Annotated in this window: 16 protein-coding genes; 7 read left to right on the forward strand and 9 right to left on the reverse strand. The window is 65.0% G+C overall.

Translation table 11 applies throughout. The annotated features are described in order from the left end of the window. Positions 1-89: 89 nt before the first annotated feature. Entirely contained in the window at positions 90-2,558 is a 2,469-nt protein-coding gene (gene hrpB, locus GSQ90_RS01455) for an ATP-dependent helicase HrpB (RefSeq protein WP_158812701.1), read from the reverse strand. A gap of 231 nt (positions 2,559-2,789) precedes the next feature. On the opposite strand from hrpB, the gene GSQ90_RS01460 reads away from it, so the two are divergent. After that, positions 2,790-4,712, forward strand: coding sequence for a potassium transporter Kup (locus GSQ90_RS01460; RefSeq protein ID WP_158812702.1), 1,923 nt, complete (start codon positions 2,790-2,792; stop codon positions 4,710-4,712). A gap of 168 nt (positions 4,713-4,880) precedes the next feature. Here GSQ90_RS01460 and GSQ90_RS01465 read toward each other — a convergent pair whose 3' ends face one another. The 3 genes from GSQ90_RS01465 to GSQ90_RS01475 form a co-directional block, all read right to left on the reverse strand. Next, positions 4,881-5,045: a Flp family type IVb pilin gene (locus tag GSQ90_RS01465; RefSeq protein ID WP_210254796.1), complete on the reverse strand. Its 165-nt coding sequence runs from the start codon at positions 5,043-5,045 to the stop codon at positions 4,881-4,883. A 163-nt stretch (positions 5,046-5,208) separates the two neighbouring features. Then, positions 5,209-5,652 (reverse strand): SRPBCC family protein, encoded by a 444-nt coding sequence (locus GSQ90_RS01470; protein ID WP_158812703.1) that lies wholly within the window; start codon positions 5,650-5,652, stop codon positions 5,209-5,211. Between the two features lie 113 nt (positions 5,653-5,765). Then, the gene (locus GSQ90_RS01475) at positions 5,766-6,752 is read right to left on the reverse strand and encodes a DMT family transporter (RefSeq protein WP_158812704.1); all 987 of its coding nucleotides are present in this window, start codon (positions 6,750-6,752) and stop codon (positions 5,766-5,768) included. A 307-nt stretch (positions 6,753-7,059) separates the two neighbouring features. On the opposite strand from GSQ90_RS01475, the gene GSQ90_RS01480 reads away from it, so the two are divergent. Then, positions 7,060-7,410, forward strand: a complete 351-nt coding sequence (locus tag GSQ90_RS01480) for a hypothetical protein (protein ID WP_158812705.1) — start codon at positions 7,060-7,062, stop codon at positions 7,408-7,410. A gap of 55 nt (positions 7,411-7,465) precedes the next feature. Continuing rightward, positions 7,466-7,861, forward strand: a complete 396-nt coding sequence (locus GSQ90_RS01485) for a DUF3307 domain-containing protein (protein ID WP_246731362.1) — start codon at positions 7,466-7,468, stop codon at positions 7,859-7,861. A gap of 32 nt (positions 7,862-7,893) precedes the next feature. On the opposite strand, the gene GSQ90_RS01490 is transcribed toward GSQ90_RS01485, so the two are convergent. From GSQ90_RS01490 to GSQ90_RS01500, 3 genes are all read right to left on the reverse strand, one after another. Further along, the gene (locus GSQ90_RS01490) at positions 7,894-8,574 is read right to left on the reverse strand and encodes a Crp/Fnr family transcriptional regulator (RefSeq protein ID WP_158812707.1); all 681 of its coding nucleotides are present in this window, start codon (positions 8,572-8,574) and stop codon (positions 7,894-7,896) included. A 556-nt stretch (positions 8,575-9,130) separates the two neighbouring features. Then, on the reverse strand, positions 9,131-9,439 hold the full coding sequence (locus tag GSQ90_RS01495; protein ID WP_158812708.1) for a hypothetical protein: 309 nt from the start codon (positions 9,437-9,439) through the stop codon (positions 9,131-9,133). A gap of 81 nt (positions 9,440-9,520) precedes the next feature. Continuing rightward, positions 9,521-9,793, reverse strand: coding sequence for a hypothetical protein (locus GSQ90_RS01500; protein ID WP_158812709.1), 273 nt, complete (start codon positions 9,791-9,793; stop codon positions 9,521-9,523). 217 nt (positions 9,794-10,010) lie between these two features. On the opposite strand from GSQ90_RS01500, the gene GSQ90_RS01505 reads away from it, so the two are divergent. Further along, complete coding sequence (locus GSQ90_RS01505; protein WP_158812710.1) at positions 10,011-10,403, forward strand: VOC family protein; 393 nt, start codon at positions 10,011-10,013, stop codon at positions 10,401-10,403. A gap of 112 nt (positions 10,404-10,515) precedes the next feature. Here the strand turns inward: GSQ90_RS01505 and GSQ90_RS01510 are convergent, their stop codons facing one another. Next, complete coding sequence (locus GSQ90_RS01510; RefSeq protein ID WP_158812711.1) at positions 10,516-12,801, reverse strand: NADP-dependent malic enzyme; 2,286 nt, start codon at positions 12,799-12,801, stop codon at positions 10,516-10,518. A gap of 84 nt (positions 12,802-12,885) precedes the next feature. Next, positions 12,886-14,004, reverse strand: a complete 1,119-nt coding sequence (locus GSQ90_RS01515) for a 5-methyltetrahydropteroyltriglutamate--homocysteine S-methyltransferase (protein WP_158812712.1) — start codon at positions 14,002-14,004, stop codon at positions 12,886-12,888. 318 nt (positions 14,005-14,322) lie between these two features. Between GSQ90_RS01515 and metH the strand changes: the two genes are divergently transcribed. The 3 genes from metH to GSQ90_RS01530 all read left to right on the forward strand — a co-directional run bounded on the left by metH (position 14,323) and on the right by GSQ90_RS01530 (position 19,959). Continuing rightward, a complete protein-coding gene (metH, locus tag GSQ90_RS01520) occupies positions 14,323-18,087 on the forward strand; it encodes a methionine synthase (RefSeq protein WP_158812713.1) in 3,765 nt (1,254 codons plus the stop codon). A gap of 283 nt (positions 18,088-18,370) precedes the next feature. Continuing rightward, positions 18,371-18,937 (forward strand): isochorismatase family protein, encoded by a 567-nt coding sequence (locus tag GSQ90_RS01525; protein WP_158812714.1) that lies wholly within the window; start codon positions 18,371-18,373, stop codon positions 18,935-18,937. After that, complete coding sequence (locus GSQ90_RS01530) at positions 18,934-19,959, forward strand: GlxA family transcriptional regulator (RefSeq protein ID WP_158812715.1); 1,026 nt, start codon at positions 18,934-18,936, stop codon at positions 19,957-19,959. The genes GSQ90_RS01525 and GSQ90_RS01530 overlap by 4 nt, the downstream gene beginning before the upstream one ends. Positions 19,960-19,999: the final 40 nt, after the last annotated feature.

A 19,999-nucleotide genomic window follows, 5' to 3' on the forward strand; every position in this document is an offset into this window, starting at 1 on the left:
GTCCCGGGGTTCTGTTGCGCGCGGGCGAGAGAATCGCCGTCGCCGGGCCGCTCGTCAATCTATTGCTTTTGGCGGCTGGTCGTCACACGTCACGTCCCTCTCGGCTTCGCCCTTGCTGTCGGCGCGGCGGCGGCGGGGTCTTCCGGCCAGGAATGGCGGGGATAGCGGCCGCGCAAATCGGCGCGGACGGCGGCCCACGAGCCGCGCCAGAAGCCGGGCAGGTCGCGCGTGATCTGGATCGGCCGGTGGGCGGGCGACAAGAGATGCAGCGTCAGCGGGACGCGGCCCCCCGCCAGCGCCGGATGGGCGGCGAGGCCGAACAATTCCTGCACCCTGAGCGCGATCGCCGGGCCGCCCTCCGCCTCATAATCGACGGGGATCGCCGAGCCGGTTGGCGCGGTGAAATGCGTCGGCGCCTCGGCGTCGAGGCGGCGGGCCAGCGCATAGGGCAGCAGCGCGCGCAACGCCTCGCCAAATTCCTCTGCGGAAAAATCGGCGAGACTCGTCTTGCCGACGAGATAAGGCGTCAGCCAGTCCGCGCTCGCCGCCAGCGCTTCGTCGCCAAGATCGGGCCATGCGGCATCGCCCGCCCGGCGCAGGAACAGGATCCGGTCGCGCCATTGCCGCAAACTCTTGCTCCAGGGCAGGCGCGCGACGCCGAGCCCGAGCAGGCCGGCCGCCAGCGCGGCGGCGCTCGCTTCGTCAGCGGGAACGGGCAGGTTCTGTTCGGTCAGCGTGATCGCCCCCAGCCGCCGGCGGCGGCGCGCGCGCAGCGCGGCCGAGGCGCGATCAAAGACAACCTCCTCAAGCGTTTCGATCGATGCGCCCGCGACAGCCTCGATCTCCTCCAGCGATAAAGGAGCGGCCAGCAGGATGCGCGCGGCGGCGGCGCGGCCGACGATCTCACCGACGGCGAGATAAGACGCGCCGCTCAAGCTATCGTGCGGCTCGACGGCGCCGGCGCGGCCGTTGGCCATCAGGAACTCGCCGCGTTTGCCGCGCGCCTTGGCGATGCGATCGGGAAAAGCGAAGGCGAGCAGCGGCCCGACGTCGCCGGCGCTCTTGTCCGCAGGCGCTCCGGCCAATGCCCGCGCCTGCTGCGCGAGGCGCTTGGCGAGACGTCGCGCGTCTTCGGCGCGCGGCGAGCGATCCTGTGCGAAGCGATCGAGCCGCGCGGTCAGATCGACGCTGTCGCCGCCGAGCCCACGCTCGGTCAGCATGATCGCGATGCGGCTGGCGAGATCCGCATGGCCCTGCACGGCCGCCGACAGGACCATGCGCGCCAGACGCGGCGGCAAAGCGAGTTTGGCGATCGCCTTGCCCTCTTCCGTAATGCGTCCGGCCTCGTCGAGCGCGCCGATCGCCCTCAGCAGCGCGCGGCCCTCACTCAGCGCCGGCGCGGGCGGCGCGTCGAGAAACGCCAGCCTCGAAGGGTCGCTGACGCCCCAGGCGGCCAGATCGAGCAGGAAGCCCGAGAGATCGGCGGACAGAATTTCGGGCTTGGCGAAAGGCGCCAACGCCCCATTGGCGCCCGCCTCCCAGAGCCGGTAGCAGATTCCCGGCTCCGTGCGCCCGGCGCGGCCGCGCCGCTGGTCGGCGCCGGCCTTCGAGACCCTTTGCGTCTCCAGCCGCGTCACGCCGATATCGGGCTCATAGCGCGGCACGCGCGCCAGGCCGCTGTCGACGACAATGCGCACGCCTTCGATCGTCAGCGAAGTCTCGGCGATCGAGGTCGCCAGCGCCACCTTGCGCCGGCCGGGTCGGGCCGGCAGCACCGCCCGGTCCTGCGCCGCCCGGTCCATCGCGCCATAGAGCGGCGCTATGTCGATCGAAGGGTCTTTGACGCGCGCCTCAAGCAGCGCCGCCGTGCGTGTGATCTCGCCCTGGCCGGGCAGGAAGACGAGGATCGAGCCGCGTTCGGCGGCCAGAGCTTCCAGCGTGACCTTCGCGACTTCGTCCTCGATGCGCGCGTTTGGCGTCCGCCCGACATAACGCGTCTCGACGGGATAGGCGCGGCCTTCGCTTTCGACCAACGGCGCGTCGCCCATCAGCGCCGCGACGCGCGCGCCATCGAGCGTCGCCGACATCAGGAGCAGGCGCATATCCTCACGCAGGGCCGCCTGCGCATCGAGCGCCAGCGCCAGGCCAAGATCGGCGTCGAGCGAGCGCTCATGGAATTCATCGAACAGCACCGCGCAGACCCCCTCCAGCGCTGGATCGTCGAGAATCATCCGCGTGAACACGCCCTCGGTGATGACTTCGATGCGGGTCCGGGCCGAGACCTTGGCCTCCATCCGCACGCGCAGGCCGATCGTCTCGCCGACTTCCTCGCCCAGCGTCGCCGCCATGCGCGCCGCCGCGGCGCGGGCGGCGAGGCGGCGCGGCTCCAGCAGCAGGATGCGCCCGGCGCTGGCGAAGGGCTCGGCCAGCAAGGCGAGGGGAACCCGCGTCGTCTTGCCGGCCCCCGGCGGCGCGACCAGAACGGCGCGGTTTTTTCGCGCGAGTTCGGCGCAGAGCCGTGGAAGAACGGCGTCGATCGGCAAGGGCGCGTGCGGCATGGCGGGCTTGCTTGTCAGGAACGGGCGACGGCGGCAAGGGCGCCGCGGCCCGCCCTCAAAGCCAGCGCGCGACGCAGGTGGCCGGGATAGGTCTGCCAGCGACGGTGAATTGTCCCTATGGGGCCTCTCGCCGCGCCCCCTTCCAGCGCCAAGCGCAACCCTGTATAGAGCCGCCCGAGCGAGACCGGATCGCATTCCGGCGACAGACCCCCTGATTTAGAGATCGTGTAAATGCAAGATGCGTTGCCTGGCGCTCACGCGCCCGCGGCCAACGGCCATGACGCCGCCGCCGCTCATGGCGCGGGCAATTTCTGGCTGCTGGCCTTGGGTTCGGTCGGCGTCGTGTTCGGCGATATCGGCACCAGCCCGCTCTATGCGCTGCAGGCCTGTCTGTCCCATGTCAAGGACGGCGGCGGCCTGACGCCGGGCGAGGTCGTGGGCGTCGTCTCCTTGATCGTCTGGGCGCTGATCGTCACGGTCACGGCCAAATATGTCCTGTTCCTGATGAAGGCGGACAATAAGGGCGAAGGCGGCATCCTCTCGCTGATGGCGCTGGCGCAAAGCGCGCTCGGCAAACGCACCATGCTGATCTTCTTCCTCGGCGTCGCCGGCTCCGCTCTGTTTTCGGGCGACGCGGTCATCACCCCCGCCATTTCAGTGCTTTCGGCGCTTGAGGGGTTGAAACAGATTTCGCCCAATCTCGCCCCCTTCGTCCTGCCCGCGACGATTCTCATCCTGATTCTGCTGTTCATGGTCCAGAGCCGGGGGACAGCGGGGATGGCCGCGTTCTTTGGGCCGATCATGGTGGTGTTCTTTTTCACCATCGCGGCGCTGGGCGCGACCCATATCGGCGAGGCCTGGAACATTCTTCGCGCGCTCAACCCGATCCACGGCGTCTTTTTTCTCTATAGCCACGGCGCGATCGGCTTTGTCGTGCTCGGCAGCGTTTTCCTGGCGGTCACCGGCGGCGAGGCGCTTTACGCCGATATGGGCCATTTCGGCCGCGCGCCGATTCAGGCCGCCTGGATATGCCTGGTGCTGCCCGCCCTCATCCTCAATTATCTTGGCCAGGGCGCCCATATCATCGCCGATTCCAGCGCCGCCGAGAATCCCTACTATCTCATGGCGCCGACCTGGGCGCTGCTGCCGCTGATCCTGCTTTCGACCATCGCCACCGTCATCGCCAGCCAGGCGGTGATCACCGGCGCTTTTTCGCTGGCGCGCCAGGCGATCCAGCTCGGCCTGCTGCCGCGCCTCGAAATCGTCCACACCTCCGATACGCTGGAGGGGCAATTGTTCATCCCGCGCGTCAATCGCGTGCTGCTGTTTGGCGTTCTCGCGCTGGTGCTGATGTTCCGCTCGTCGGACGCCTTGGCCAACGCCTATGGCATCGCGGTTTCCGGCACGATGGTCGCCACGACGGCGCTCGCTTTCTTCGTCGTCTGGCGTCTGTGGCGTTGGCCTCTATGGGGAGCGCTGGCGCTGGTCAGCGTCTTCTTGTCGGTCGACGTCAGTTTCCTCGTCGCCAATCTCTACAAAGTGCTCGACGGCGGCTGGGTGCCATTGCTACTCGGCGGCACCATGTTCACGCTGATGTGGACCTGGATGCGCGGCAGCGCGATCCTCAGCGCCAAGACGCATCGCGATTCCATCCCGATGGTCGATCTCATCAAAATGCTCGCCAAATCCAAACCGGTGCGCGTGCCCGGAACCGCGATCTTCCTGACCAACGACCCGCAATCGGCGCCTTCCTCCTTCATGCACAACCTCAAGCACAACAAGGTTCTGCATGAGCGGGTGGTGATGATGTGCGTGCGCACCGAAACGTCGCCGCGCATTCCCGCCAAGGCGCGCTTCGAGGTCAAGATATTGTCGCCCGATTTCATCCAGGTGACGCTGCATTTTGGCTATATGGAATCGCCGCGCATTCCCAACGCGCTCGCCGTCATGCGCAAATCGGGCCTGAAGTTCGACATCATGACGACGTCGTTCTTCGTCGGCCGGCGCACGTTGAAAGCGTCCTCGACATCGGGCATGCCGCAATGGCAGGACAAACTCTTCATCGCGATGACCAAACAGGCCGCGAGCGCCCCCGACTTCTTTCACATTCCCTCGGACCGCGTGGTCGAACTCGGCGCGCAGATGAAAGTTTGAGGCGCGCGCTTATCGCGGCTTGTGACCGTCGCCGCGCCGCCCGTGCAGGCCGCGTCTTGCGCGAGCGCCTGGGTTCGCCCAATCATCACGCGATCGTGATGCGCTGAACGGCTGGCGGAAAATAAAAGGCGCGCGGGTTTGGAGCCCGCGCGCCTTTCGTGGCTGCATTTATTTCAGATTGCCCGAGACTTCGTTGAAGGTCGAATTGAGCTGAGTGCCCAGGGCGGTGAGCGAAACGATGATCGCCACGGCGATCAGCGATGCGATAAGAGCGTATTCAATGGCGGTGGCGCCTGATTCATTGGCGACGAGCTTCCTGATGGATCCGATCATTCTCATATCCTCGTGGAAAAAATTCATTTCCTTGCTTTGATTTCTGTTTACCGGAGCACGGAAAGAATTATATTTTTCACGTTGCAATTGAGTTAATTCGATCTCAGAGAATCAGCGCTATCGTCCGTTGTCTCGCGTATGGTTAAATCGCGCGTCGCCGGCTCTATCGCCTTTGAGTCGCCATGAATTGGCGCAGCGCGGCCAGCCATCGGGCGAAGCCTTCTTGCTCGAAATACTTCGTCCAACGATCGTACTCCTCGACGGCGCAGTCGAATGTCGCCCACCATTCGACGAAGGCTTTCCCTGTCTCGACAATCGGCGCGACGCGGATTGTCGCGATGTAGTTACGCAAGGGAAGGGGCGACGGATCGCAGAGTGCGTAGGTGTAGGAGCGGTCGATGTCGGAATGGGCGAGCAGAATCTGTCGGATGATCTTCTCGCCCACAGCGACGCGGCGGATGGCCGCGACCTGATCGCCAGCCTTGCCGGCCTCGATGACGGTCTGGCTTTCGACGCCGGCCCAGGCATAATGATCGAAGGGACGTATGACCGCCCAGACCGCTTCGGCGGAATGATCAAGCACGATGCTATAGTACGATTTCGCCATCTCTTCCTCTTTCGGTGGCCGCGGCGCCAACGCCATCAACAGGATGAAGACAGCGCGGACACTCCGATTCTTGCGCTGTAATTTTTTGCCGCCTGTCGAAGGCTAGGCTCTGGCTATGTCTGGCGAACGTCGGAAGAGGGCGCGGCTGGAGCCCGCGCGGCCACGCGGCTCCTGACGCACACGATCATCGACGCGACGACCACGCCCGCGCAAACCAGCGCAACGTTCGTGACGCGCTCGCCAAGGAGCAGCGCCGACCAGAGGAGCGCCAGAAGCGGCTGGATCAGGTTGAGTTGGCCAATGCGCGCGATGCCGCCGGCCGCGAGCCCGCGATACCAGGCTATCGAGCCGAGGAACATGCTGATCACGCAGGCATAGACGAGGCCCGCCCAGGCCGGTCCCGGGATGGGCTGTTCCCAATCGTGATGCAGCAAGCCGAGCGCGAGAGGCGCCGCCGCGATCGGCGCCATGGCGATCATCGCCCAGCACAGCGTCGTCGCGCCGCCCAGCGCGCGCGCTGCTTGTCCTCCCTCGACATAGGCGATTCCGACGCTCAGCATGGCGGCGACAAGCCAGCCGTCCGCCAAGCTGACACGGCCGCCGCCTTGATGCAGGGCGAAGACCAACACTGCTGCGACCCCGATGAGGCAAGCGATCCAGAACGCCCTTGGCGGACGCTCGCCGGCCCGCACAACCGCGACGACCGCTGTAGCGGCCGGCGCCAGTCCGATCACAACAGCGCCATGCGCGGCGGGGGCGCGCTCAAGGGCGAGGGCGACGAAGAGGGGATAAGCGACGGCAAGGCCGAAGCCCATCCAGAAGACGCCCGGCCAGTAGCGGCGATCAGGCAACCGCCATTGGCGGCCGACAAGGAGCGTGAGGACGCCGAGGATGGCGGCGACCTCGATCCGCGCGCTCGTGACGAGCATGGGGCCGAATGCCGGCACGGCGAGGCGCGTCGCCGGCAGGGTGCCGCTGAAGGCGAGCATGCCGAGGCCGCCCATCAGAAGGCCGTCCCGCCAGTGCGGCGGGGTGGCGATCATACGCAGAGGAGGCGGCCCTTCGCTGTCGAGGCCTGGTCGCGGGGAGGCGCGCATCATGGGCGATTTTGCATCCGCCGGCCTTCGCGGTCGATGCGCGATGGAAGGCGAAACGGCTATTTCGTCTCCTGATCAAAAGCCGAAAGCCATTCCGCGCCGCTTTTCTTGAGTCCGCCGCGGCGTCACCGTCATTTCCCCATTTCGTATCTTGGATAGGGGTAGCGCGAGCGTGACATGTGGCGCGCGCCACATCCTCCGGGATGGCGTAGGTCTAAAAAGGCGTCTTCTAGGGGTGGGGCGCGATCCGGCGCGAGCTTTCCAAGCCGGAGCGCCCTCGGGGCGAATGCGAATTTGGGGACTAGCCGTTATGCGCAGGTCGCTTCTGTTTGGCGTCATCGCCGTCGCCCTCATCCTCGCTTTGGGCGCCGCCAACGCCCTTGCGGCCACGCCCAGCGACCAGTCGGTCTTCGTCGCGCGCGGCCAACAGGCGCAAGCGGCTGTCGCCGGCGCCGGGTTGATTGAGGGGCGTTCGGCTTACAACGGCGACCAGGCTCAGGCGGAGCATCGCGAGGATCTGGCGGTCATCATCCGCAGCGTCATCGTGCTGGGAATCGCCGGCCTCGTCTTCAGCCTGAGCGCTGTCGGCGCCAAAGCTCTGTGGGTTCTGGATGAGGCGGAATCCTCGTCGCACGGATGGCCGCGTTGGCCTAACGGCTGATCGCCCGGTCGGCTTGAGCGCCGCGGCCGGGGGAGCCCGGGGGAGGGATCTTGTTTTGCCGCAGATTGGCCCTCTTGTTCCGCTCTGGACTTTCTGCATCGTCCTCGTCGCGATGGCGCTGAAGCATTTTGTCGCCGATTTCGCCCTCCAACCGAAATGGATCGCCCACGGCAAGGAGCGTCGCGAGGGTTGGTTGGCGCCGCTGGCGCTTCACGCGTTCGGCCATGCCGTCCTGACGCTGTGCGTCGTGTTGGTGGTCGCACCCCATTTGTGGTGGCTGGCTCTCGCCGACTTCGTCGTCCATGCGGCGATCGACCGCGGTAAGACGCTGATCGCCCAACGAGGCGGCTGGTGCGTCGACAAGGCGGGTTTCTGGTGGTTGCTGGGTTTCGACCAGTTCTTGCACCAAGTCACCAATGTGGCGATCGTCGCGGCCCTCTTCACGCTTTGATCGCGGCGCCCGCGGCGGCTCGAACCTCGCTTCTAGCCCGCTTCGGCGACAATCCGGCGCAAGCGCGCCGGGTTCGTCAGGACGATCGCGCCGCGCGTGCGGGAAATCGCGTCTTCCCGCTCCAGCGCGTTCAACATTTTGGTCACGAGCTCGCGATGCGAGCTGATGCGCGCCGCCAGTTCGGCGTGCGTCGGCGGCGGCGAGATGACGACGCGGCCGTCCGCTGTGGTGCGCGAGAGCCGAAGCAGCTCCGCGCAAAGGCGCTCATGGGCGTCGAAATGCGCCTGTTCGTGCGCGCGATTGTTATGCGCGCGGATGCCGGCCACCAGCTTGGTGAGAACCTGGTCGCATACGCTGGGATAGCGATGGATCATTTCGCGAAACACCGTCGCCGACATGCGTGCGACCGCCGCGTCCGTAATCGCCAGAATGCCCGCCGACCGCGGTTTTCCATCGATCGCTGAATATTCGCCGAAATATTCGCCATCGAGAATGTCGCCAAGAATGATCTCACGGCCTGACGTTCCGATGACGACGCGCGCATGCCCGCCGATGACGAAGAACACGTCCGTGCCTTCCGCCTGGTCGTCGATCACCCATTGGCCGGCGCTGACCATACGCCAGGTGCAGCGCATATCGAGCGCGCGCACGTCCTCCGGGGCAAGCGAAGCGAACAGGGGCGCCAGCGCCAGTGATTGCCGATCTCGATTCATGCGTTCAGTCCCCAGCTACCGCGAGCCGTCTCATTGCTTTTCTTCGCCACAAAACCTTCCGCGCGGCCGGCGGCGACATGTGGCTGACGCCACATCATCCGCGCCGACGCAGGATTATAAACAGATCATACAGCGGGATGTCGCGATCCCGAACCGCCCTCCGACGTGAAATTGGATGGGGCAGGGACCAGGAGGGTTCCATGGACCATGCATCGAGCCACAACACGTTCAACATCCTGTTCATCGTTTCCTTCATCGCCAGCGTCGCGGTGGTGATGTTCCGGTTTGGATGAGGCCGCGCGCGCATTCGAACACGGGCGGGCCGGCGCGGGCGCCGCGCGGGGCCCTTCTCCGTCGAAGCTTGGTCCCGAGGGGTTGCGCGTCCGCTGAGCCAGCGCGGCGCTTTCTGCAAACGCAGTCACGGAGCCGATGCGGCCGCGCGCGTCCCCAAGTCCGGCGCTGCCGCCAAAGTCCTTGTCCACATAGATGAGGTGGAAGCCGAAGCCCTGGTGGCGAGCGGCGTCGCAGCTATGGACGTGCGGCGCGCCTTACGCCGTCAGGCTCTATCGACACGCTGCATGATTGGAGGGTGAGCGGGCGCGGAGGGCGGCGCATCGTTGCGCGCCACGACGACGCCATCATCAGCAGCGGCGGCGCCGCCAACCTCCTCTACCGGCCTCGTTGCGCAAGCGTCATAGCAATTTCGCACATCCGCGGGGTCGTTATCGAGAAAGAAGAATGCGGCGTCTACCGTCTGCGAATAGCCGTCGGTGGTCCGGGCCTGCATCGCCTTCCATGGCGCGGCCGCAAAGCCGCCGCAGGCGATAAGGACGAAAACGGCGAATCCAGATGCTGAACGATTCATGTCGCAACTTTCGCCAACGTCATTTTCTTCTCGTCCGCCGCTCTTCGGTTCAGGATCTGAAAGATTGGATGGGGTCCCGAATCACGCCGGGGCTGTGGACGTCGTCCTCGCCCACGAGAGAATCTCCGTCAGCGACACGGTTTTTACGGCTAGCTCCTCGCGCGCATAAATGACCTGGGCTGGCGCTGTCGTAGCCACGCGCCTGACTTCAACGCGCTTGCACGATCCCATATGGGCTTTCGCGATCTTGGCCGCTTCATCGGCGTTGTCGGCCTGAATCGTCGCTGTTCTGACCGACCGAACCGCCTTGTCGACGCCGTCGAAGCAATCCGCGCGCCATTTAAATCTGGCCATCAAATCCCCCGCTTGAATTCAGCCGTAAAATTCCTTGCAGGGGGAACGCATTCCCGCGCGGAAAGTTCCTTCCGGTTGTCTTCGATTCAAATGTTGATGACGTCGCGCTCATCATAAGGCTTCCCCCAGCGCGGCGATCACGGACGGTGAGCTCCTGCGCGCGCTATAAGCTGCACAGCGCGAATGTGTTGGAGCCGCCGCGGCGGAGAACAAATCAATGATCGACCACGTGTCCATTGCTGTTCGCGATCTGGCGGCGAGCGCCGACGTCTATGAACGCCTCCTGGCGCCGCTCGGCCTCATCCGTCTGGTCGAGCGTCCCGGCGCGGTCGGTTTTGGCAAGCGTTATCCCGAATTTTGGCTTAACCATCGTCCGCGCCAGGCGCCCGCGCCGCCGGACGCTGGCGCTCACGTGTGCCTGCGTGCGCCCGACGAACAGGCCGTGCGGACCTTCCACGCAGCGGCGTTGGCGGCCGGATGCAAGGACGCTGGCGCGCCCGGCCCGCGCCAGGGGGCGATGACGATTTATTTCGGCGCCTTCGTTTTCGACCTGGATGGCAACAAGGTGGAGGCGGTCAGCTTTCCACGCGACGCCGCCCAAAGGTCTTGAAATACGAACAACTGCCGTGGTTATGCGTTCGGCCTCAATTTGCGCCTGGCGCCATGAGCGAAATCGACGATCCGCGCGATCCGCCAAAAAGGAAATTCAAAAACGACGGCCGTCACCCGCCGATATTGAAGCTCGCCAGCGCCGCCATATTGACGATGTCGGAATCCTTGGCGCCGAGCGCCACGATCTGCACCGGCCGCTCCAGCCCTACGATCAGCGGGCCGATCACCGTCGCGCCGCCCAGCTCCTGCAGCATCTTGGTCGAGATCGAGGCGGAGTGGAACGCGGGCATGATGAGGACATTGGCGGTGTCGGTCAGGCGGCAGAACGGGTAGGAGGCCATCGTCTCTTTGTTGAGGGCGACATCGGCGGCCATCTCGCCGTCATATTCGAAATCGACGCGCTGGGCGTCGAGAATGCGCACCGCCTCCTGCACGCGCTGCGTACGCTCGCCCGGCGGATGGCCGAAGCTTGAAAAGGCGAGCATGGCGACGCGCGGCTCATAGCCGAGCCGCCGGGCGACGCCCGCCGCCTCGATCGCGATCTGCGCGAGATCCTCAGCGTCGGGCATTTCCATGATCGCGGTGTCGGCGACCACGATCGGACGCCCGCGCGCCAGCACCAGCGAGACGCCGATCACCCTATGGCCAGGCTTATGATCGATGACGCGGCGCACTTCTTCGAGCGCGATCGAGAAATTGCGCGTGACGCCGGTCACCATCGCGTCGGCGTCGCCTTGCGCGACCATCGCGGCGGCGAAATAATTGCGGTCCTGATTGATCAGGCGCTGGCAATCGCGAAACAGGAAGCCGCGCCGCTGCAGGCGCTCATAGAGGAATTGGGCGTAAACGGAATTGCGCGAGGAGAGCCGCGCATTGTGAATCTCGATGCCTTTTTCGGCGAGATCGAGGCCGGCGTTGGTGGCCGCCAGCCGCACACGGTCCTCGCGTCCGACCAGAATGGCTGAGCCCAGCCCCTGGTTGACGAAGGAATAGGCGGCGCGAATAACCTGCTCTTCCTCGCCTTCGGCAAAGACCACGCGTTTGGGATAGCGGCGCACGCGCTCGATGATGCGTTGCAGGGCGCCGGCGATCGGATCGCGCCGCGCCGACAGCGCCGCCTTATAGGCGATCATGTCGGCGATCGGCCTGCGCGCGACGCCCGAATCCATCGCCGCCTTGGCGACGGCGGCCGGGATGACGGTGATGAGGCGGGGGTCGAAGGGAACGGGGATGATGTAATCGCGGCCGAAACGCGGCCGCGCGCCCTGATAGGCGGCGGCGACCTCATCGGGCACGTCCTCGCGCGCCAGATCGGCCAGGGCATGGGTGGCCGCGATTTTCATTTCCATATTGATCGTCTTGGCGCGCACATCGAGCGCGCCGCGGAAGATATAGGGAAAGCCGAGGACATTATTGACCTGGTTGGGATAGTCGGACCGGCCAGTGGCGATGATGACGTCGTCGCGCACTTTCATCGCGTCTTCGGGCGTAATCTCAGGGTCGGGATTGGCCATCGCGAAAATGATCGGATGGGGCGCCATCGACCTGACCATTTCCTCGGTCAAGGCGCCCTTGGCCGACAGGCCGAAGAAAATATCGGCGCCAGCCATCGCTTCTTCGAGCGTGCGCAGATCGGTGTCGACGGCATGGGCCGACTTCCATTGGTTCATGCCCTCCTGCCGGCCGCGCCAGACCACGCCCTTGGTGTCGCAAAGCAAGACGTTGTTCGGCTCGAAGCCGATCGCCTTGATGAGGTCGAGGCAGGCGATGCCCGCCGCGCCCGCGCCGTTGCAGACAAGCCGTGTGGTCTTGATGTCGCGGCCGGTGAGCAGAATCGCGTTGATCATGCCGGCGGCGGCGATGATCGCAGTGCCGTGCTGATCGTCGTGGAAGACAGGAATGTCCATCAATTCGCGCAGGCGCTCCTCGATGATGAAACATTCGGGCGCCTTGATGTCTTCGAGGTTGATGCCGCCGAACGAGGGGCCGAGATAGCGCACGCTGTTGATGAATTGCTCGGGGTCTTCGGTATCCACCTCCAGATCGATGGAATCGATGTCGGCGAAGCGCTTGAACAAAACCGCCTTGCCTTCCATCACGGGTTTGGCGGCGAGCGGGCCAAGATTGCCCAGGCCCAGGATCGCGGTGCCATTGGTGATGACGGCGACCATATTGCCGCGCGTGGTGTAATCGAAGACGGTCGAGGGATCGGCATGGATCGCCTTGACCGGCACTGCGACGCCCGGGGAATAGGCGAGCGACAGATCGCGCTGCGTCGCCATCGGCTTGGTCGGCATGATCTCGAGCTTGCCCGGCCGTCCGCGCGAATGGAACAGCAGCGCTTCCTGATCGGTGATCGAGGGGCGCTTCGAGCGGCCTCCCGGTTCGTTGGCCATGGCAATTCCTCATCTGGACGCCGCGCGCGAAGCGGCAGGCGAAGCGAACGATTCTCTAGACCTCGGGCGATTTCCTCGCCGTTCCTACGCCTCGCCCCAGACTTCGCGGGCGACTTCGACGGTGCGGGCGAGCTTTTTCCATTCGTCCGCTTCGGTCAGATCATTGCCGTGCGATGTCGACGAAAAGCCGCATTGATGGCTAAGGCAGCATTGTTCGAGCGGCACATAGCGGGCCGCCTCGTCGATGCGCTTCTTCAGCGCGTCCTTCGATTCGACGGCCGCGCTCTTGGAGCTCATGATCCCCAGCACGATCATCTTGCCCTTGGGCGTGAAGCGGAGCGGCGCGAAATCGCCGGAGCGCTCGTCGTCATATTCAAGGAAGAAGCCGTCGATCGCCATTTCATTGAGCAGGATTTCGGCGACCGGCTCATAGCCGCCCTGCGCGACCCAGGCGCTCTTGAAATTGCCACGGCAAAGATGGACGGAGACGGTCATGTCCTTGGGACGGTCGCGAATCGAATCATTGATCAGCCGGCAATAGAGTCGCGTCAGATCGTCGGGATCGTCGCCGCGGGCCTTTGTCGATTCGCGGATCGCCGGGTCGCAGAGATAGGCCAGATTGGTGTCGTCGAATTGCAGATAGCGGCAGCCGCGCGCCGCGAGATCGGCGATTTCGGCGCGATAGGCGGCGGTCAGATCGTCGTAGAAACTTTCGAGATCGGGATAGATCGCCTTGCTGATCGCCTGGCGACCGCCGCGAAAATGCAGCATCGAAGGGGCCGGAATGCATACTTTCGGCGTCTGCTTGGTCTGCGATTTGAGAAAGTCGAAATCGGCGCCCTGAATGGGCTTTGTGTGGCGGACGAGGCCTTCGACATGCATGGTCGGCGGCTTGAAGCCGACCTCGCTGCCATCATCTTTGCGGAATTTGGCGACGAATTCGCCATAGGAGACCGAAACGCCGGCCAGCTTCTCAAGAAAATCGACATGGAAGTAAGTGCGGCGGAATTCGCCGTCGGTAATGCCGCGTAAGCCGACATTTTCCTGGGCGCGCACCACTTCGACGATGCATTCGTCCTCGACCGCCCGCAGAGCTTCGGGCTCAATTTTCCCGGCAAAGAAGGCTTCGCGCGCGACGGCGAGGCGCTGCGGGCGCAAATAGCTGCCGACATGATCGGCGCGAAATGGCGGTCGGTCGACCATAATTCCCTCCCTGATTTCTAGCGACGCATTTCTAGAGTAAGGCGGGCGTTTGGCAACCTGTCGCGGTGTCACATGCGCGACGACGGAAGCGAAGGCCGGACAATAGCGCTGACCATTTGCCTTTTTGAAAACACAAAATTAGCGGATTCTGTTTTGTCAAATATCGCCGACTCTTAGGCCGCGATCCCAAACATCGGCTACGGGCCGTGCCGCGAGATTCGCGCCCATCCGCCCGGCGCGCCCTTGCTATCATATAAAGACATCTTTATGTTATTATATCAGCAGTAAATCTGTGTGAGCGAGCTTTCGAGGGCGTGAATGACGACGGGTTTGGACTCTCTATTCGACGCGGCTCCCGGACCGGCCGATAGCGCTGAGGCGCTCGTCGCCGCGGCGCGCGAGCGGATTCTGATCCTCGACGGCGCGATGGGCACCCAGATCCAGGGGCTCGGCTTTAACGAGAACCATTTTCGCGGCGAGCGTTTTGGCGCCTGCGAATGCCATTTGCAGGGCAATAATGATCTTCTGACCCTCACCCAGCCGCAGGCGATCGAGGACATCCACTTCGCCTATGCGATGGCCGGCGCCGACATTCTGGAGACCAACACGTTCTCCTCGACCTCGATCGCCCAGGCCGATTACGGCATGGAATCGGTCGTCTATGATCTCAATCGCGACGGCGCACGCCTTGCCCGCCGCGCCGCGCTGCGGGCCCAGCAGATCGACGGGCGCCGGCGTTTTGTCGCGGGCGCGCTGGGGCCGACCAACCGCACCGCGTCCATGTCGCCCGACGTCAACAATCCCGGTTTTCGCGCGGTCTCGTTCGATGACCTGAAAAAAGCCTACGCCGAGCAGCTCAACGGCCTGATCGACGGCGGCGCCGACATCATTCTCATCGAGACGATCTTCGACACGCTCAACGCCAAGGCGGCGATCTTCGCCTGCGAGGAGATTTTCGCGGCGCGCAACATCCGCCTGCCGGTGATGATATCGGGCACGATTACGGACCTCTCCGGCCGCACGCTTTCGGGCCAGACGCCGACTGCGTTCTGGCATTCGGTCCGGCACGCCCGCCCCTTCACGATCGGCCTCAATTGCGCGCTCGGCGCCGCCGCCATGCGCGACCATATGGCCGAAATCGCCGCCGTCGCCGACACTTTCACCTGCGCTTATCCCAACGCCGGCCTGCCCAATGAATTCGGCCTCTATGACGAGAGCCCGGAGGCGATGGCCGCCCAGATCGGCGGCTTTGCGCGCGAGGGCCTCGTCAATATCGTCGGCGGCTGCTGCGGCTCGACGCCCGAACATATCAAGGCGATCGCCGAGGCCGTGCGCGGCGTCGCGCCGCGCGTCCTTCCGACCATCGCGCCATTGATGCGCCTGTCGGGCCTCGAGCCCTTCACGCTCACCGCCGACATCCCCTTCGTCAATATCGGCGAGCGCACCAATGTCACGGGCTCGGCAAGGTTCCGCAAACTGATCACCGCGGGCGATTACGCCGGCGCGCTCGCGGTGGCGCGCGACCAGGTCGCCAATGGCGCGCAGATCCTCGACATCAATATGGACGAGGGTCTGATCGATTCGGAACGCGCGATGGTCGAGTTCCTCAATCTCATCGCCGCCGAGCCCGATATCGCGCGCGTGCCCGTGATGATCGATTCGTCGAAATTCTCGATCATCGAAGCGGGCCTCAAATGCGTGCAGGGCAAGCCGCTCGTCAATTCCATCTCGATGAAGGAAGGCGAGGAGGCGTTCCTGCGCGCCGCCCGCCTCGTGCGCGCCTATGGCGCGGCGGTCGTCGTGATGGCCTTCGACGAACAGGGCCAGGCCGACACGTTCGAGCGCAAAGTGAGCATATGCACGCGCGCCTATAAGCTGCTCACCGAGCAAGCCGGTTTCCCGCCCGAAGACATCGTTTTCGACCCGAACGTCTTCGCCATCGCCACCGGCATCGAGGAGCATAATGGCTATGGCGTCGCCTTCATCGAGGCGACGCGGGAAATTCGCCAGACCCTGCCGCACGCTCATATCTCCGGCGGCGTCTCCAATCTGTCCTTCTCGTTTCGCGGCAACGAGCCGGTGCGCGAAGCCATGCACGCCGTGTTCCTCTATCACGCGATCCAGGCCGGCATGGATATGGGCATCGTCAACGCCGGCCAGCTCGCCGTCTATGAATCGATCGATCCGGAGCTGCGCGAGGCCTGCGAGGATGTCGTGCTCAACCGCCGCGACGACGGCACCGAGCGCCTGCTCGCGCTCGCCGAGCGCTATCGCGGCGGCGCCGGCAAGGAAGCCAAGGCGCAGGATCTGAGCTGGCGCGAACAGCCGGTCGACAAGCGCATCGCCCATGCCCTCGTCAACGGAATCACCGATTATATCGACGCCGACACCGAAGAGGCGCGCCTTGTCGCCGACCGCCCGCTGCATGTGATCGAAGGCCCGCTGATGGCCGGCATGAATATTGTCGGCGATCTCTTTGGCGCGGGCAAAATGTTCCTGCCGCAGGTCGTCAAATCCGCGCGCGTGATGAAACAGGCCGTCGCGCTGCTGCTGCCCTATATGGAGGCGGAGAAGAAGGCGAACGGCGGCGAGGGCCGCCAGAGCGCCGGCAAGATCTTGATGGCGACCGTCAAGGGCGACGTCCATGATATCGGCAAGAACATTGTCGGCGTCGTGCTCGCCTGCAACAATTACGAGATCATCGATCTGGGCGTGATGACGCCCGCCGCGAAAATATTGCAGGTCGCGCGCGAGCAAAAAGTCGACATCATCGGCCTCTCCGGCCTGATCACGCCTTCCCTTGACGAAATGGCGCATGTCGCGGCCGAGATGGAGCGCGAGGGTTTCGACATTCCGCTGCTGATCGGCGGCGCGACCACCAGTCGCGTCCATACGGCGGTCAAAATCCATCCGCGCTATGGCAGAGGCCAGACCGTCTATGTCAATGACGCGAGCCGCGCCGTCGGCGTCGTCTCCAGCCTGCTGTCGCCCGAAGCCAATGCGCCCTACGTCGCGTCGGTGCGCGCCGAATATGCGAAGGTCGCCGACGCGCATGCGCGCAGCGAGGCGGACAAGCAGCGCCTGCCGCTCGCCAAAGCGCGCGCCAATGCGCATAAGGCCGATTGGGCTTCCTATGCGCCAACCGTTCCAAGCTTCCTCGGAACGCGCGTGTTCGAGACTTACGATCTCGCCGAACTCGCTAGGTACATCGACTGGACGCCGTTCTTCCAGACCTGGGAATTGAAGGGCCGCTATCCCGCCATTCTCGAAGACGAGAAACAGGGCGCCGCCGCGCGGCAACTCTTCGAAGACGCGCAGGCGATGCTGAAGAAGATCATCGCCGAGAAATGGTTCGCGCCCAAGGCGGTGATCGGCTTCTGGCCGGCGGGCGCCGTCGGCGACGACATCCGCCTGTTCACAGACAAGAAGCGCGGCAAAGAACTCGCGACCTTCTTCACGCTCCGCCAGCAACTCAGCAAACGCGACGGACGGCCCAATGTCGCGCTATCCGATTTCGTCGCGCCCGTCGACAGCGGCAAGGGCGATTACATCGGCGCCTTCGTCGTCACCGCCGGCATCGAGGAAGAGGCGATCGCCCATCGCTTCGCATTGGCCAATGACGATTATTCCTCGATCCTCGTCAAGGCGCTCGCCGATCGTTTCGCCGAAGCCTTCGCCGAGGCGATGCACGCTCGCGTGCGCCGCGAATTCTGGGCCTACGCGCCCGCAGAGAGCTTTTCGCCTAGCGAACTGCACGAGGAGCCCTATCGCGGCATCCGCCCCGCGCCCGGCTATCCCGCCCAGCCCGATCATACGGAGAAAGCGACTCTCTTCGCTCTGCTCGACGCGGAGGCGAAGATCGGCGTGAAACTCACCGAAAGCTTCGCCATGTGGCCCGGCTCGTCGGTGTCCGGCCTCTACATCGCCCATCCCGATTCCTATTATTTCGGCGTCGCCAAAGTCGAGCGCGACCAGGTCGAGGACTATGCCGCGCGCAAAGACATGCCCGTCCGGGAAGTCGAACGTTGGCTCGGCCCGATCCTCAATTATGTGCCCGCCCCCTTCGCCGAGGCGGCGGAGTAAAGTGTCTTCCTTCCCCCCTCGCGGGGGAAGGTGGCCGGCGGAGCCGGCCGGATGAGGGGGCGGCACAGACGGTGCAGGATGAGGACGTGTGGCGCCACAAGATCTGTGCTCACGCTTAGCTCACGAACCGGACCTGGAGCGCCTGCCGCGCTCAACGAGCGCGGCTACAGAGCCTATGGCGCGATTTGTCCGCTGTTGGTCCCGATCGGGCGTTTCGGAAACGGCCCTATAGGCTAACATGGCTCTCATGCGCTATCGTCCACCGCGCGATGGGAGACATGAAATGTCCGCTTCCGACACCGTACTGCTTGTCATCGACGCGCAGGAATCCTTCCGCCATCGGCCCTATTACGAGGATTCCGGCGTCGCGGCCTTCGCCGAACGTCTCCAGGCGCTGGTCGACGGCGCCAAAGCCGCGGGCATCCCGGTCGTCCAGATCTTCCATGTCGAAGACGCCGGCGTCTTCGCCGAAAGCTCGGGCTATGTGACGACGCTGGCGCCGCTCGTCATCGCGCCCGACGCCGTCTTCCGCAAGCGCCGCCACAGCGCGCTGGTGGGTAGCGGGCTCGACGTCTGGCTGACGGAGCACGGCGTCCGCCGCCTCATCGTCTCCGGCATCCGCACCGAGCAATGCTGCGAGACGACGACGCGTCACGCTTCCGATCTCGGCTATGCCGTCGATTACGTCGGCGAGGCGACGTTGACCTTCCCGATGAAAGACGCCGCGGGCCGTCAATGGAGCGCCAGCGAGATCCTGGCGCGCACCGAACTGGTGCTCGCCGGCCGCTTCGCGCGCATCGCGACGGTCGAAGAGGCGCTCGCCTCGCCGGGCGCGAAGCTTGCCGCATGAAGCAGGCCCCGCGCCCGGTCGAGATTCCCGTCTATGTGGTGACGCCGCCGCGCGTGCTGCTACTCGACGTGGCGGGGCCGATCGAAGTGCTGCGCAAGGCCAATCTGGAACAGGAGTCTTTGCGCTTTGTCGTCGCCTATGTCGGGCCGGCGGCTGGCGTCGGCAGCTCCATCGGCCTCGACTTGACCGGCGTTTCTCCTTTGCCGGAGCGCTTGCCGGAAGGCGCGCTCGTCGTCGTTCCCGGCAGCGCCGACGCGCCGCTCGGCGAGGCCGCGACCAGCCGGGAGGAGGATGCGGCCTATGAGTCCGAGATCGTCGATTGGCTGAAGCGGACGATTCGCCCCGGCGTCCGGCTTGTGTCGATCTGTTCGGGCGCGTTGCTCGCCGCGCGCGCGGGTCTTCTCGACGGCCATGAATGCACGACCCATTACGGCTGCACGGCCGAACTTGCCCGTATGGCGCCCGCCGCCCGCGTCCGGGAGAACCGGCTCTATGTGGAGGACGGCGAGCGCCTGACCAGCGCTGGCGTCACCGCGGGCATCGACCTGATGCTGCATATCGTCGCCAGCATGGCGGGACGCGCCTGCGCGCTCGCGGTGGCGCGTTATCTCGTCGTCTATCTCCGGCGCGGCGGCGCCGATCCTCAGCTTTCGCCCTGGCTCGAAGGCCGCAACCATATTCATCCGGCGGTGCACCGCGCCCAGGACGCGGTGGCTGCCGATCCCGCGCGCGATTGGGCGGTGAGCGCGCTCGCCCGCGCGTCGGCGACCAGCCCGCGCCATCTCTCCCGCCTCTTCAACGAGCACGCCGGCATGAGCGTCACCGACTATGTGAACCGGATTCGCGTCGCACTGGCGCGCGAATTGCTGACCGGCTCCCGTCTCGACATGGAGAGCGTCGCCGAGCGCGCCGGCTTCGCCTCAAGCCGTCAATTGCGCCGCGCCTGGGGACGCGTCCACGACCTACCGCCAAGCGGGATGCGCAGCCACAACGCCGCCTCGCCGCAATCCCCTCGCGCCTGATCGCGTGGGCCGCGCCCAGCTACATGCGCGATTGTAGCCG

Source organism: Methylocapsa sp. S129 (genome assembly GCF_009765995.1).
Lineage (GTDB): Bacteria > Pseudomonadota > Alphaproteobacteria > Rhizobiales > Beijerinckiaceae > Roseiarcus.